17 protein-coding genes and 1 pseudogene are annotated in these 12,594 nt (G+C 36.0%); 3 read left to right on the forward strand and 15 right to left on the reverse strand.

Going from position 1 to position 12,594, the window contains the following annotated elements; genetic code table 11:
• Window positions 1–33: 33 nt before the first annotated feature.
• The 6 genes from JCM15457_RS02735 to JCM15457_RS02760 all read right to left on the reverse strand — a co-directional run bounded on the left by JCM15457_RS02735 (window position 34) and on the right by JCM15457_RS02760 (window position 3,595).
• Window positions 34–501 (reverse strand): GNAT family N-acetyltransferase, encoded by a 468-nt coding sequence (locus JCM15457_RS02735; RefSeq protein ID WP_034987222.1) that lies wholly within the window; start codon window positions 499–501, stop codon window positions 34–36.
• A gap of 140 nt (window positions 502–641) precedes the next feature.
• Window positions 642–1,142, reverse strand: coding sequence for a cysteine hydrolase family protein (locus tag JCM15457_RS02740; protein ID WP_034987224.1), 501 nt, complete (start codon window positions 1,140–1,142; stop codon window positions 642–644).
• 154 nt (window positions 1,143–1,296) lie between these two features.
• Window positions 1,297–1,902: an HAD family hydrolase gene (locus tag JCM15457_RS02745; protein WP_235725517.1), complete on the reverse strand. Its 606-nt coding sequence runs from the start codon at window positions 1,900–1,902 to the stop codon at window positions 1,297–1,299.
• A gap of 224 nt (window positions 1,903–2,126) precedes the next feature.
• Complete coding sequence (locus JCM15457_RS02750; protein ID WP_051993248.1) at window positions 2,127–2,549, reverse strand: DUF2992 family protein; 423 nt, start codon at window positions 2,547–2,549, stop codon at window positions 2,127–2,129.
• 162 nt (window positions 2,550–2,711) lie between these two features.
• Window positions 2,712–3,164: a DUF3021 domain-containing protein gene (locus JCM15457_RS02755; protein ID WP_034987227.1), complete on the reverse strand. Its 453-nt coding sequence runs from the start codon at window positions 3,162–3,164 to the stop codon at window positions 2,712–2,714.
• Window positions 3,164–3,595, reverse strand: a complete 432-nt coding sequence (locus JCM15457_RS02760) for a LytTR family DNA-binding domain-containing protein (protein WP_034987229.1) — start codon at window positions 3,593–3,595, stop codon at window positions 3,164–3,166. The genes JCM15457_RS02755 and JCM15457_RS02760 overlap by 1 nt, the downstream gene beginning before the upstream one ends.
• 286 nt (window positions 3,596–3,881) lie before the next feature.
• Between JCM15457_RS02760 and JCM15457_RS02765 the strand changes: the two genes are divergently transcribed.
• The gene (locus JCM15457_RS02765; protein WP_034987560.1) at window positions 3,882–4,706 is read left to right on the forward strand and encodes a glycosyltransferase family 8 protein; all 825 of its coding nucleotides are present in this window, start codon (window positions 3,882–3,884) and stop codon (window positions 4,704–4,706) included.
• 426 nt (window positions 4,707–5,132) lie between these two features.
• On the opposite strand, the gene JCM15457_RS02770 is transcribed toward JCM15457_RS02765, so the two are convergent.
• The 7 genes and pseudogenes from JCM15457_RS02770 to JCM15457_RS02795 all read right to left on the reverse strand — a co-directional run bounded on the left by JCM15457_RS02770 (window position 5,133) and on the right by JCM15457_RS02795 (window position 10,061).
• Window positions 5,133–5,909, reverse strand: a complete 777-nt coding sequence (locus tag JCM15457_RS02770) for a DUF2705 family protein (RefSeq protein ID WP_034987232.1) — start codon at window positions 5,907–5,909, stop codon at window positions 5,133–5,135.
• A gap of 4 nt (window positions 5,910–5,913) precedes the next feature.
• Window positions 5,914–6,821 (reverse strand): annotated as a pseudogene (locus tag JCM15457_RS02775) (ABC transporter ATP-binding protein).
• 880 nt (window positions 6,822–7,701) lie between these two features.
• Window positions 7,702–8,214 (reverse strand): ClbS/DfsB family four-helix bundle protein, encoded by a 513-nt coding sequence (locus tag JCM15457_RS02780; protein WP_034987234.1) that lies wholly within the window; start codon window positions 8,212–8,214, stop codon window positions 7,702–7,704.
• A 63-nt stretch (window positions 8,215–8,277) separates the two neighbouring features.
• Window positions 8,278–8,670, reverse strand: coding sequence for a TIGR02328 family protein (locus JCM15457_RS02785; RefSeq protein WP_034987236.1), 393 nt, complete (start codon window positions 8,668–8,670; stop codon window positions 8,278–8,280).
• A 446-nt stretch (window positions 8,671–9,116) separates the two neighbouring features.
• Window positions 9,117–9,347 carry a S66 peptidase family protein gene (locus JCM15457_RS12295; protein WP_235725519.1) on the reverse strand — a complete coding sequence of 77 codons (231 nt, stop codon included), beginning with the start codon at window positions 9,345–9,347 and terminating at the stop codon, window positions 9,117–9,119.
• Entirely contained in the window at window positions 9,341–9,553 is a 213-nt protein-coding gene (locus JCM15457_RS12300) for a hypothetical protein (protein ID WP_051993249.1), read from the reverse strand. The genes JCM15457_RS12295 and JCM15457_RS12300 overlap by 7 nt, the downstream gene beginning before the upstream one ends.
• 25 nt (window positions 9,554–9,578) lie before the next feature.
• Window positions 9,579–10,061 carry an AAA family ATPase gene (locus JCM15457_RS02795; RefSeq protein ID WP_034987239.1) on the reverse strand — a complete coding sequence of 161 codons (483 nt, stop codon included), beginning with the start codon at window positions 10,059–10,061 and terminating at the stop codon, window positions 9,579–9,581.
• Window positions 10,062–10,276: 215 nt separating this feature from the next.
• On the opposite strand from JCM15457_RS02795, the gene JCM15457_RS02800 reads away from it, so the two are divergent.
• Entirely contained in the window at window positions 10,277–10,849 is a 573-nt protein-coding gene (locus JCM15457_RS02800) for a TetR/AcrR family transcriptional regulator (protein WP_051993250.1), read from the forward strand.
• 5 nt (window positions 10,850–10,854) lie between these two features.
• Entirely contained in the window at window positions 10,855–11,430 is a 576-nt protein-coding gene (locus JCM15457_RS02805; protein WP_034987242.1) for an NAD(P)H-dependent oxidoreductase, read from the forward strand.
• A gap of 134 nt (window positions 11,431–11,564) precedes the next feature.
• Here JCM15457_RS02805 and JCM15457_RS02810 read toward each other — a convergent pair whose 3' ends face one another.
• Window positions 11,565–12,023, reverse strand: coding sequence for an ASCH domain-containing protein (locus JCM15457_RS02810; RefSeq protein ID WP_034987244.1), 459 nt, complete (start codon window positions 12,021–12,023; stop codon window positions 11,565–11,567).
• A gap of 100 nt (window positions 12,024–12,123) precedes the next feature.
• The gene (locus JCM15457_RS02815) at window positions 12,124–12,582 is read right to left on the reverse strand and encodes a GNAT family N-acetyltransferase (RefSeq protein WP_051993251.1); all 459 of its coding nucleotides are present in this window, start codon (window positions 12,580–12,582) and stop codon (window positions 12,124–12,126) included.
• Window positions 12,583–12,594 lie beyond the last annotated feature (12 nt).

The raw sequence follows: 12,594 nt of genomic DNA on the forward strand, positions 1-12,594 counted from the left end.
CCTCCGTAATAATATTATAAATTTAGTTTTACTTTAAAGATACAGCCGCAGCCGCAGCCGCAGCATATCTTTTAATCTTAGTTTATTTTCAAAAATCGGTTCAGTATAATGCCTTTCAAAGAAGCCAATGTCTACACCGTAAATTCTAAAACCATTCTTCTGGTAGAGGTATAACTGGCCAAAGCTGGTACTGCCAGTGCCAATCTCAAGCACTGCGTATCGTCTCGCTTTTGCCCATTCTTGCGCGTACTGCAACAATTCTTGTCCTATGCCTTGACGGCGTTTTTTTCGTACGACCGCAATATTCACAATTTCAATTGTTTCGGGTCTTGTCGGCAACAATAGAATTATCCCTACTAATTCCCCATTTTTCTCAGCTATAAGACAAGTACTTCTATCCACATAAGATTCAATTATCTTACGTGAAGGATCAGCGTCTAACAATAGTTGATAATGTTTTTCAGTTAAGTGGTTGATTTGTTTGAAATGAAGTTCATTCACGTTTGCGTACTCCCCCTCAACAACTTTAGATAAATAACTGGGTCAAATGTCCTAACTCTTCTATTTATTCCGTATAAACGTGTTCCATAAGCCAGAATTCTTCGCCCACCTCGACACTTACCGATCTTGTACTGCCTTACTTAATCAATAAAGCTGACAAAGCGAGTCTTCCATATATTTTCATAAAAATCAATTGTTTGCTGTGCATTCATGAACTGATTATCCCATGTTGTTGTTAAACCATGTGACATCAATAATTTATATCCCAAACCATGAGCGAATTTTGTTGTCGCATCAACACAGTATTCGGTCTGAGCTCCGCAGAGTTCCAATTGACTGATCTTCAGTTTTATTAGCAAGTCGTTTAGGTTGGTATGAAAAAAACCGTTAGCGTGCTTTTTATTTGTGAAATAAACTTTATCAGGCAGCTCCAGCTCCGGAACGAGCTGCCATGCAATTGAGCCCTTCACCAGATCTTCGTCTTCGTGCTGCACAATGACAACCGGCTTACCTTGTGCAGCGTATCTTTTAATCCTTGCTGCTACTTTTGCAATTATATTAGCAAAATTATAAATATCCTCGTTATTTTTGTGACATACACCATTCTGCAAATCTATGACGACTAAAGCTTCCCCAAGCATTTTTTAACTTCCCCCTATCTCTTTGCATAATATCAACTCATTCGTGATAGACCTTCTAGCAGTATCAGCCCTTTGAATGTATGTGGTCTTTCATTCATAGATTAGTCGACGACGACAGTCAGCTATATCCGCAATAGCTCCGCGGCCTTATTGACTAGGAAGCTAGGCTGCTCTTTTTTGAGTAATGAGCTAGCATGTGCCCCCAAGTTACGCCGCAAGTTGACACTCCGGCTGCTCTTCCCATCTGTAAATCATATATTGCATCACCGATCATAATCGTTTCATTTTTTTGCAAATTATAACGTTCTAAAATATGTAATACCCCGTCAGGAGCTGGTTTATAGCTTTTTACCTGATCTGAACCACAAACTGCCTGAAAGTACTGTAGAATATTTAATTGTTTCAAATTACGATTCAGTGCTGCGGAATGCTTGCTTGAAAGAATGAACAGTTTTTTGTTTGTAGAAAATAATTTTTGCAGCACATATTCTATTTTCGGGAACATAATCAGATTATCTGTTTCAAATGCTTTATAATGCATTCGAAAAGAACTGATCAGTGCGGTGAATTGTTCTTCTGTAAATTCCCCAGCTCCCATTTTTTTAAACGAAACTTCGATTGGAACGCCCATATAATATCGGACATCCTCATCTGCTGGAAGTGATAGTGCAAAATCTTTAAATGCTGCCTGTGTTGCTAAAATTGCTGCCTTACCGGAATTCGCTAATGTTCCATCAAAATCAAAAATGTAATTCTTCATCGTTTCACTCCCAATAATTTCAAAAAGGATTGCGGCTTAAGTTTGTTTTGCCGACAATCCTTCGCTACTTATGGATTTAAGTTAGAGTTCAGAAAAAGAGTTTGGCCTAATCGCGTGTTATGCACTAGCATGTTTTATCGTCTCGGTACACTTACCTACAATACAAGCAAGGTCAGACTATGTCTACACACCACTTGGCACAATCTAATTTAAGCTTACTAATTTCAGTGACCTTTATGTTTTTGCAGCCTCTTAGCCTTTTTCTTTTTATACTGAAGCAGTTCGTTATTTTTGTTTATAACGGCAAGCTGTTTCTTACTTCTTTTCTTACGATTTTGCTGCTGTCGTTGAAGTGCTTGCTGTGCTTTTGTACCCTTGAAGTCAGTTTTTACACTTTTCCGTGCTAAGCGCTGTAGCCTTTTAGGATTTTTATGTTGCAAAATAAAACCGATGTTTTGCCGCTGCTCATAAAACACTAAGTCTGCATAGTGCTCTGTCACATACAGATAAATAAGCCTTGTTTTTGGTAAAGCAGTTCCAAAATTAATCTGCGCGACCCGATAAGAATACTGTGTCTCTTCCTCAAAAATTCCTTTATAGAATGGCGGATCATAAACAACTGTCAAACTTCCCTTTATGATTATCATAAAAAGTTGTCCCTCCTTTTTAATTGAAGACAGAAGGACAACCAAGGAGGCAGGTTACTGACTGGTCTTTAGAAATCCAACCAGCGTCTGGACTACCAACCAGACAGTGTTTTTACTATCTTGTCTCAGTATATCATACAGGTTTAGCAAGTTGTTCAAGAATCACCTCTTTTTAAGCTTGTTGTTGATTTTCTTAATATCGTTGCGAGCGCTTATCATACTGACTAACCACATTGTCATATAAACGACAAGAAAAATAATCGTGAAAAAAATGAACATTTCCCATTTAAGCGGAAACCATCCACACAAAACTGCTAAAGGCGTAAACCCAAAAAAAGTGACAAAAAAATGAGTTAGCGTTCGACGTGTGATACTCCACTTTTCTTTCTCAAAAATCATGGACGACTGCGAAAATAAAATTCCCATCAATGCCCACAATATGATTGAAGCTAATAACGCATTTAACGGTTTTTTAAACATCTCTGTAAATCGTGGGGCAGAGGGTGCGTAATTCTCAAGTCCATAGATATATGAAAAAGCAAGCGAAATAAACAAACCGATTGTGATACTAACTGAAATTCCAAACAACATATTTTTTAAAACCTTTGCCTTCATTATAGCTTTAACCTCCTTTTTAAACCTTTTATGAAGCGTCGTGAAACCAATGCAGTTTCTTGGTTAACTAAACGTATTAAAATTGTTCCCGTTACATTCATTTCAAGGTGATCCACATAGTTGAAGTTGACTATTTCACTACTAGAAACTTGAATGAATTGTTCAGGCAATTCTTTAACCAATTGATAAATCCGCTCCTTAACCTTGAAATTGCCTTGATCAGAACTACAATAGACATGCTTATTCTCTGTGTAAAAATGAATTATTCTTTTTAAGCTTAAGGGTGCCGCCATTTTTTCTTTGTAGCCCCATATAAATGTTACTTCCTGTTGCAAGTTAATAGCTACTTCCTGATGCCAAGGTTCAATTCTTTTCAAGAAAAAATCAACATGTTCTTCATGCTTTGGATCAATGTAAAAATTCACGCGCATTTGTTCATCCCTCCTCCCGTACTTAGTTCACTATTAAGTATACAGATTTATTTTGTTTTTTATTGCTGAAGTGCTAATTGGTTTCAATTTAAGGATAAGTAGTCAAAAAATTGGTTAACAAACTACTTTTTTGTGCTCATTCACATAAAATCACGTATGTCTACCAACTATCTCACCTATTATGCTAGAATAATCGAGAGGGAATATTTTTCCTTGTTTCGCCTAATCATAATATATATCAGCACTTACTATTTAACTTAAGAAGGAAGAGTACTTTTTGGAAACGATCAACCTGTTATTTTCAATTGATAATAATTTTTTTGAACAATTAAAAACAACATTATTCTCAATCAGAGTTAACACACCCCACACCTTTTTTCGTGTTTTTGTACTGCAAAAACAGAAGTTTGATTGGGATAATGCCTTTAGAAAGTTTTGCGCTACCTTAAATATGCGCTATGAACCGCTTATTATTGGCTCTAACGGGTTTAAACATGCCCCTATTAGTAAGCGCTACCCAGAAACGATTTATTATAGACTTTTAGCCCAAGACTATCTTCCAGAAGATGTTCAAAAAATTCTATATTTAGATGCAGACATATTATGCATTAACGATATTTCACCGCTCTATGCCTTAGAAATCAAACATTACTTATATGCGGCTGCGAGCCATTCTCAATTAACAAATCTAACAACCGTTGTCAATAAAGTACGGCTGCAAAACTATGAGGTGGAGCAGTATTATAATTCCGGTGTTCTGTTAATTAATGTAGCTCGTACCCGAAAACAGATTAAACGCAGAGACATTTATAGATTCATTTACAAGAAACGAAGTACCCTTCTTCTGCCTGATCAGGACATTTTAAACTCTCTATATGGTAGTCAGATTTATCCAATTCCCGATCAAATTTACAATTTTGACGCTCGTAAAAGTTTAACTTACGAGATGCTCAGTAATGGGACATGGGATCTTAATTGGATAATAAAAAACACTGTTTTTCTCCACTTTTGTGGGAAAGAAAAACCTTGGGAAGAAAACAACAAAGGAAAATTTACTGCCTTGTATAAACACTATGCCCATTTAGCATCGCGGAACAGCACTACTGATTAAGGGTACAAAACTCTCAGGAAAAAATTCTAATAATAGACTTTGAGCATTGACTGTAAGTTGTCAAGTGCCTTCAAATATTTAACCCCAGCATTGTCATCTTCTCAGCATCTGTGTGTTGCTAAGTGCTGGCTACCTATTTCTGATAACAGTTTGGTAGTTATAAGTCTATCTCTTTATTTTTTGATTAAGCTCCGTTTTAAGTAAATGAGCGCAAAGAACATCCTGTTTATTAACTTGATAATGCGCAAAAAGAGGGATTAGATTAAGATTTAATTCTTAATCCAATTCCTCTTTTTATTTCGTAAGTCAAAATGTTTTGCATAACTTCAAATTACTCACAGAAAAGTCTGCACTCCGTTTGTCATTTCATGTTGGCGCGCAAGTATACTGTCCGACGGTAAGGATCCACATCCGAACATTTTTCACTTAAACATTACGTTTGCGGAAAACTAGGTATCCTAGGAATAGGAATATAGCTGTGTAAATCAGGTTACCCCAAACCAGCTCAGTGTTTGACAAACGTGTCAAAGTCCCAATTACTGTTGAGTTGCCCAATTGACTTGAGAGATTCAGCATGTTCAGTGGATTCCATTTAAGCCACTCCCACTTGTGAATTAACATAAACATCAAACTTGAAACAATGTTGGTTGCAAAATAGCCAACAATCCCAACTGAAATTGCAGCTGCTGAACTTTTGAAAATATTTGCCAGCAACAAAACTAAACTTAACAAGAGCCATAAACCGATAAAGTTACCTACATAGGTCACCAAGGTTACATGCATCACAGATTCACCATTTGTATAAACATCAGTGAAACTGAATTTCGAGTTAAAAAAGATAACTTTCAAAATAACGGAAAAAACAAATGACAGTACATAGAAGTACAATGAGTAGAGAAACATTGTGATCCACTTGCTTGCCAACACTTGACCGCGATAGTACTTGCGGTAAAGCAGTTCCTTAACTGTTCCATATTGAAATTCCATTGCTATAATTGTGCTGCAAGCGGCAATCATGAAAAATACAACCCATGAGATACCACCATATGCAGCAATAAAATTACCCTCAGGGTCCGAGAAACTAGGTTGCATCCTGCTGAAGACAGCGAAAATTGTCATTAATACTAGCAGTGCAATTGTCCCGATAAGAGTACTTTTTTTGTGTGTAAGTTTAAATATTTCTTGTCTTATTAATGTTACCATTTTTCTACTCCTTTACCTGATCGTTATCCAAAAGATCCAACAATGATGTTTCTAAATCATTGTGTTCATGCTGAACATCAACAATATCGATCTGATGACTGCTCAACAGTTGAATAAGACCTGTCAACTGATTATCACTAGTTTTTCTGATTTTTATCTGATCAGCCTTTTCTAATTTGATTCCTTCAGTTGCAAACACTTTACGTGCTTTTTCATCATCGGAAGTAGTTAAGACTAAATAATTGCCATTTGAATCGCTCAGGGCTTCCATGCTGGTTTGCTTAACTATTTTTCCATTATCGATAACAACAATTTCATCAACCAGCTTCTCCAACTCACTGAGAATATGACTTGAGATTAAAAAAGTAGTTCCTTCTTTGGCTAATTCAAGAATTAGGTTTCGAAGTTCTTTCGTCGCCTTAGGGTCAAGACCATTCATGGGTTCGTCAAGAATCACAAATTTCGGTTTGTTCAAAAGTGCCAAAGCTATGCCCAGTTTTTGCTTCATTCCCAATGAGTATGCCTTAGCCTTGCGGTTAATGTATGATCCAATATTTAATTTCTCTATGATATTTTGAATATCTTCTTTTCTGGTAGTTTCATTATCAGCAAATAGTTCCAAATGCTGCATTCCTGTTAAAAAAGGATAAATCCCTGGATATTCGATAAGGCCCCCACCTCGCTTAAAGCTTGATGGTTGACGCTCGAAACTTCTCTGCCGTTAATTACAATCTTTCCACTTTGAAATTCAAACAAACCCAAAATTGCTTTCATGATAGTTGTCTTACCAGCGCCGTTAGGCCCTACCAAACCCACAATTTTTCCTGCTTGAACGTTAAAAGAAACATCTTTTAACACTTTTTTTTTGCCAAAAGACTTATTAAGTTTTTCAACAGTTAAAATGTCACTCATAATCTACTTCTCCTTTATAATATCTGCCCCTAGATAAATAATTTATTTACCCATTATTCGGCATATTGATTAGTGACCAAATGTCTCTACAAAAAGCCCGCAATTATTGATTGCTTCCAACTTTTTATAAATTAATTCACTTTAATCTTTTTTCATGTTATTGAAAAAAGAGATTAAAGTCAAGTTGATTATTTATGCTAAAACTCTTTTGCTGCGCAAGTTTAAGCCTATTCGTTTACACTCTAGTAATTCACAATTTTAAGATGCAGTAGCGACAACAGAACCGACCAATCCTTGGTTGTAAGGAAACCAAAGTATTTTAGAGCGACATGTTTACGCTACATTTTGCTATGCAAAAGTGTAATCAGCAATAAGCAAAATAGTTCATTTAAATCCCTTCCAGGCCTACATCGCACTGCATCAAGAAACTTCGCCAGCTCATCAAGTAACAGAAGATTATTATAGACTATCAGAACAACTGGCAATTGCACTTTGACTTCTCCCGTCGCTCAGATAACTAATTAAACGGTTAATGATAATTCTAAAAAGCATAAAACGCCATACGAAATGTATATCTTCAGCTATCTTTTTCTTACACTATTTCTGCCATTTTTTTGGTTAGACAGATTCATTAAGTTTTGTTTAAAAAATTCTCTTTTGGCGTTTTTTAGAAAAAATCGCTTTCTTTTCAGTTGAAATAGGAGACTACACGATTATAAAAAAGTGCCCCCAATAAAGATAGAGGACACCAAAAAAACAATTATTCAAAATTGCTTTATGCTTTAAGAATCAATTAGTTACAACTGCTATATCATTAAAATACCCTGTTTTTTTTAAAATGAATGACATAAGCTTATGTGTCTCGAATTCTTAGAGCAAACTACTGTAAAACATTCTTTTTCCACTTACGAATCTTGGGTCTGAAATTCGTAAAAGGTGCGACTGAATTAATATGAACCCATTTCCAAACCGGCCACATTGCTTTTGTCGTCGCCCACTTTTTTTGCCCTGGCTCAAATAACACTTGGTTATCTAAACCTTCAATCCAAGCGCAGAATTGCGTAACTAACCCATTTAATTTTGTAATTTGTTCTTTTAATGTCAAATGCTCATACTGGCGGTAAAAGTCTTGGTAAAGTTTTCCCAACTCATTCCATTTATATTCTGGTGTTGGTGTCTGCACATCAAGTCCGGCACGTTCTTTTTCATCCCAAGATAACACGAGACTAACCCACCCGATTTGATAAGACAGCATTTCCGCTGGGGTCTTATCTACAGAATCTATCCGCTTATCTTTCAGACTTTCTGGAATCTCTGTGAATTCCTGAATGAATTTGTTATAGCTTTGATTAATAGCTGTAAGTAATTCTTCTTTAGAATCGTAGTTTCTCATTTCTTCCTCCTAATACAATCGTCTGATACTTAAATTTGACTAGTGTTACTTCAATAATGGTCATTAACTATTATCACTTTGCAGAACGCTATTTGCAAACACGACTCCCTTAGTTTTTAAATTCTGCAGACATTCACGCAGATATGCAGCATCATGTTCTGGATAAATAGGATTGCTCAACTCAATTGCGGCTATTTCCGTGTAAGGTGCGCAATGCAAGCCGCGATAAGTCGGAGACCTCCAGTTGGCAGCAGGATGATATCCCCGTTTTTCCATTTCTTCTAACACAAGCAAATGAAATTGAAATAGTTTGTAAGGTGAATGCCTAAAAACATAGTTGACCGTTGCATGCGGCCGGCCCCAACCATTACCACGCAACGCAGCTATTTCGCGATGCTGACCAAGAAGTTGCTGTCTTGGAAGCAATGGGATGAGTTGTTGATGCCATAAACGCATATTTTAATCTTCCTTCAAAAATTATTTTTTTTACAAAAAAAAGCAAAAACAATTGCAGTAGTAAAATAATTATAAAGATAATACTGAGTGCAATAAAAGACATTAACCTAAAGTCTGCAGCTGTTCCCAGTAGAACAACAAAAACCGTTGCAAGCACAAAGAATAGCAACCATATGATGCTGATAGTCCACCACGTTGTTAACTTCATATATTCAGTCCCTTCGATTAAAGTAAATACTAATTACTTGATTATAATTTATTTGAATCACTTAATTCGCTCTTGTTAGAATTTAGTTCCATTCTTAAGCATATTGTAATCATTTTAAGTGCTATTTGTCGAAGAATGTCCCTTATTTTAATTATATGTATAGCATGTCTATTTTTGATCGGCTACTTGCTATCAACCGCTAAATTAAAGGCACTGATTTACTCAATAATCAGAAAAATTAACCGTTTGAGAGACAAGGTCGAATTCCGCCTGAGCACCTAAAAGGTGTTGTTAGCATAGGAACGGTGTGACAGCAGTCATAATTATAAACGATGGGTAGATCTTGACCATTCAATATTTCAGATAAGATCTCCAAAGGTGTTCGAGTGCTACCACAATCATCAAAAAGCGCATGCTTACCCAAAATGATTCCCTTAACGATATCAAAAACCCCTGCATTTTTCAACATAGCAAATTTTTTTCAACGGTAGCAGCATCTTTTTCTGCTGCTCGATCTAAAATTGAACCTGAACGATAAAAATCCTGTTTGCCCATCAGACAACCTGCAAGTAGTTGGATGCCCTTTTTTTCTAAATAACTTGTGGCACGTTTAAATCTAAGCGGTGAAATTGCCGTAATTGGTGTCGAGGCTGAATAATATCCAATGTGTAACATTTTAATTTTTCTCCATAAATTTAATTTATTCTAAATGTTTTTTAATTATTACCAAACGCTGCTCCAATTTTTCTTGATCCGTGAATACATAATCTTCATTTCCTAATAAATCTTTGTCTTGCCACCATTGCAGCAATGCTTCTTCTGAAAAAGGAGCGTCTTTCAGTTGATTTCTTCTAAGAGTCTCGTTAAAAGAGATGTTAAAATAAAAAATAAGCATCTCATGGGTATATCTCCTCTTAAATGTCATTAATAAACTGCGATAGACACTTTTTTTGAGTATCCCCTCAAGAATGATATAGTCCACATTGCTTATGCCCCATTCAATATTGCTTTTTATTAAGGAAATGGATTTGTTTTCTTTGCAGTCGGGTTCAGAAAGCATTTGTTTTCTTAAAACATCCTGACTCACTAAAAAAGCATTAGGTGAAAGCAACTCTTTTATAGCTTTTGCGGTTGTTGTTTTACCTGATCCAGAATTCCCACGCAACAAAATAAGCTTTTTCATAAGTGTCCCCCTTATCAACATATAATTACTTCAGATTGAATTAACTTGCACTACTTGAAAGTGAAGTACAAATTTCGTGTTACCGCGGCATGTGCCAATAATACTTTTTGATAACAGCGAATTATACTACTAACGTTTTAGTATAGCATTATTCTATGTTGGTCCTTGATAAATTATGATAACACTGTTATCATGTGTGGAAAGGAGCGTTTATTTTGTCTGAAAAACAGCAAACCAAACTAAAAATTATAGATACGGCACTTGAAGAGATTGAGCAACAAGGTTTTGAAAATTTGTCTTTGCGTAAACTTGCAAGCAATTGTGGTCTTACCACCGGTGCCTTTTATCGACACTTTGCTAATAAGAATGATTTATTTATGGTATTAATGCTAAAACTATCAGCAACTCTCACTTCGGGGGTTGGACAAAAAAACATTCACTCAATCTCACCGCGCAAGGAGCTTTTATTTCTGGGTGAAAATATTTTTACTCTTTTTAGCGAAAAAAAGAATCTTGTCGATTTTTTGTTTTTTAATCCAGTTGCTCAATCAATTTACGCCAAAAATGAAAAAATACAAGATACATTTCCACTTTTAAAAACTGTTCACCAATTGATAATCGAAATAATCGATCGTGAAACACTCGATTTAGACCCTACCACAACGTTTATCCAAGTTTGGTCATTTTTGCAAGGTTACATGCTATTAGTCCGCAACGGTGTAACCCAATTCGATACAGAACTTTTAGCAGACACATTAAATAGCCTTCTACTCAAGAAAGGAATGTAGCAACCATGGAACAAACACTTGTCATATATTGTCATCCTTATGATGGAAGCTTCAATCACGCCATTTTGAATGCCGTTATAACTGGATTACAAAGAAAAAATGTTGCTTTTCAGATAATTGATCTGTACGCAGAAAACTTCATACCTGTCTATACGTCGGCTGAACTCGCTCTTTTCAATACAGGAAAAACACTTGATCCACTTGTTTCACGTTATCAGAAAATGCTAAAAAAAGCGGACCGTCTTATCTTTATAACACCGGTTTGGTGGAATGATCTGCCGGGGATGCTGAAAGGATTCATTGATAAAACAATGAAAAAAAATTTCGCTTATTCCCCCACCAGAACTGGTATTTCAGGGCAGTTGACAAATATAAAAACTGCAAAAGTCTTGACTACCTCTACTTCGCCCACATGGTATCTACGACTCTTTTGCGGGAATGCTGTCAGCAGATCTTTCGTTAAAACAACACTTAAACAACTCGGAATTAAAAACACTTCTTGGCAAAATTTTGGACGTATTGGTTCAAAATCAGTAAAACAACGCACAGATTATCTAAGCGCTCTTGCAAAACAGATATGAACACCCTCAGTAATAGCTGTGTCCATTGTTTGCCCAAAAATATTGACCCTCAGAAGTTAGCTCACTGGTCTAACTTTTGAGGGTCAATTTAAAAGTAGTTTCTAAGCGCTATCTCGTCTTTAACCCAAAATTAATTATTCTGGTATATCGACAACTTCAAAGACTTCGCAAACACAGGGAATTTTTTCAGTAAACAGCTTGCCAGCTGTGGCGTATTCTCGTTTAAAAAAGTCGACATGTGCTTCGCGCCAGTATTGAAGACTGCGATCTCCTTCTCCTTCATGATAAGCATGCTCTTGAGAGACTAAGTCAAATTTAATGATCTCCACAACCTTTGTTTGCGTTATGCAACATGGCTCACCATGACCATTCAAAATTATATTGTATTCTCCTACCTGTGGAAGTTCTTCACCTTTATTATATAATTCGTAAGCTGATGTAGTTGCAGTTTTTTTGCCCTTGGCAACAAGTGCTGCTAGCTCATCTGCCTCTTTTTCATTATAACCAAAACTCCAAGCCGAATAGGCAGAACTTGTTAAGTTGTGAGCCGTAGCAAATTTTTTCCAATAGCTCTCAGTGTTTGTATAGTGCATATTTTCTCCTTGAATATATAAATTTAAATAAAATAGTCAGTTTATTAATTCCGATTTTACTCATAATATTGCTGATCCAAATCCACTTGTCTTTTAGCGCTTATAATTCACGACGCATAGTGAGATCAGTTGTGATAAAACCCAGCTTATGATAAACATGAACCGCCCGTTGATTACTGCCAAAAACGTGCAGACTTAAATTTTTAAAGCCTAAACGATGGGCTTCTATAAAAATCTTACCCATTGCTTGAGTCCCAAATCCCTTATTTTGAAATTCTGGATCAATTGCGAAATCATAGATAAAGGCATCCTCTGCTTGAGATTTACTTTTAGCAAACCACAGGTAGCCAATCGTCTTGCCTTCATTATTAAAAGTATAAAAATAGTTTTCTTTTGTTTCCAAGCCAAATGGCAGTAAGCGTTGGTATTCTTCTTCCGCTAATTGTAACGCATCTTTAGCATTCCAAGCCCCAGCCTGTTCTTTTTCTAATGCATATTCTTTAATGGTGCCGACAATGTATTTTTCATAATCCGCAGCAGACATTTTTTCAAGCTTCATAATATATTCCCC

This window comes from Liquorilactobacillus sucicola DSM 21376 = JCM 15457, from assembly GCF_000612445.1.
Taxonomy (GTDB): Bacteria; Bacillota; Bacilli; order Lactobacillales; family Lactobacillaceae; genus Liquorilactobacillus; species Liquorilactobacillus sucicola.

Bases quoted from the DNA above. Each gene is read 5' to 3' on its own strand.
- JCM15457_RS02740 (WP_034987224.1), bottom strand. From the start codon at position 1,142: ATGCTTGGGGAAGCTTTAGTCGTCATAGATTTGCAGAATGGTGTATGT.
- JCM15457_RS02745 (WP_235725517.1), bottom strand. From the start codon at position 1,902: ATGAAGAATTACATTTTTGATTTTGATGGAACATTAGCGAATTCCGGT.
- JCM15457_RS02750 (WP_051993248.1), bottom strand. From the start codon at position 2,549: ATGATAATCATAAAGGGAAGTTTGACAGTTGTTTATGATCCGCCATTC.
- JCM15457_RS02755 (WP_034987227.1), bottom strand. From the start codon at position 3,164: ATGAAGGCAAAGGTTTTAAAAAATATGTTGTTTGGAATTTCAGTTAGT.
- JCM15457_RS02760 (WP_034987229.1), bottom strand. From the start codon at position 3,595: ATGCGCGTGAATTTTTACATTGATCCAAAGCATGAAGAACATGTTGAT.
- JCM15457_RS02770 (WP_034987232.1), bottom strand. From the start codon at position 5,909: ATGGTAACATTAATAAGACAAGAAATATTTAAACTTACACACAAAAAA.
- JCM15457_RS02780 (WP_034987234.1), bottom strand. From the start codon at position 8,214: ATGAGAAACTACGATTCTAAAGAAGAATTACTTACAGCTATTAATCAA.
- JCM15457_RS02785 (WP_034987236.1), bottom strand. From the start codon at position 8,670: ATGCGTTTATGGCATCAACAACTCATCCCATTGCTTCCAAGACAGCAA.
- JCM15457_RS12295 (WP_235725519.1), bottom strand. From the start codon at position 9,347: ATGTTGAAAAATGCAGGGGTTTTTGATATCGTTAAGGGAATCATTTTG.
- JCM15457_RS12300 (WP_051993249.1), bottom strand. From the start codon at position 9,553: ATGTTACACATTGGATATTATTCAGCCTCGACACCAATTACGGCAATT.
- JCM15457_RS02795 (WP_034987239.1), bottom strand. From the start codon at position 10,061: ATGAAAAAGCTTATTTTGTTGCGTGGGAATTCTGGATCAGGTAAAACA.
- JCM15457_RS02805 (WP_034987242.1), top strand. From the start codon at position 10,855: ATGGAACAAACACTTGTCATATATTGTCATCCTTATGATGGAAGCTTC.
- JCM15457_RS02810 (WP_034987244.1), bottom strand. From the start codon at position 12,023: ATGCACTATACAAACACTGAGAGCTATTGGAAAAAATTTGCTACGGCT.
- JCM15457_RS02815 (WP_051993251.1), bottom strand. From the start codon at position 12,582: ATGAAGCTTGAAAAAATGTCTGCTGCGGATTATGAAAAATACATTGTC.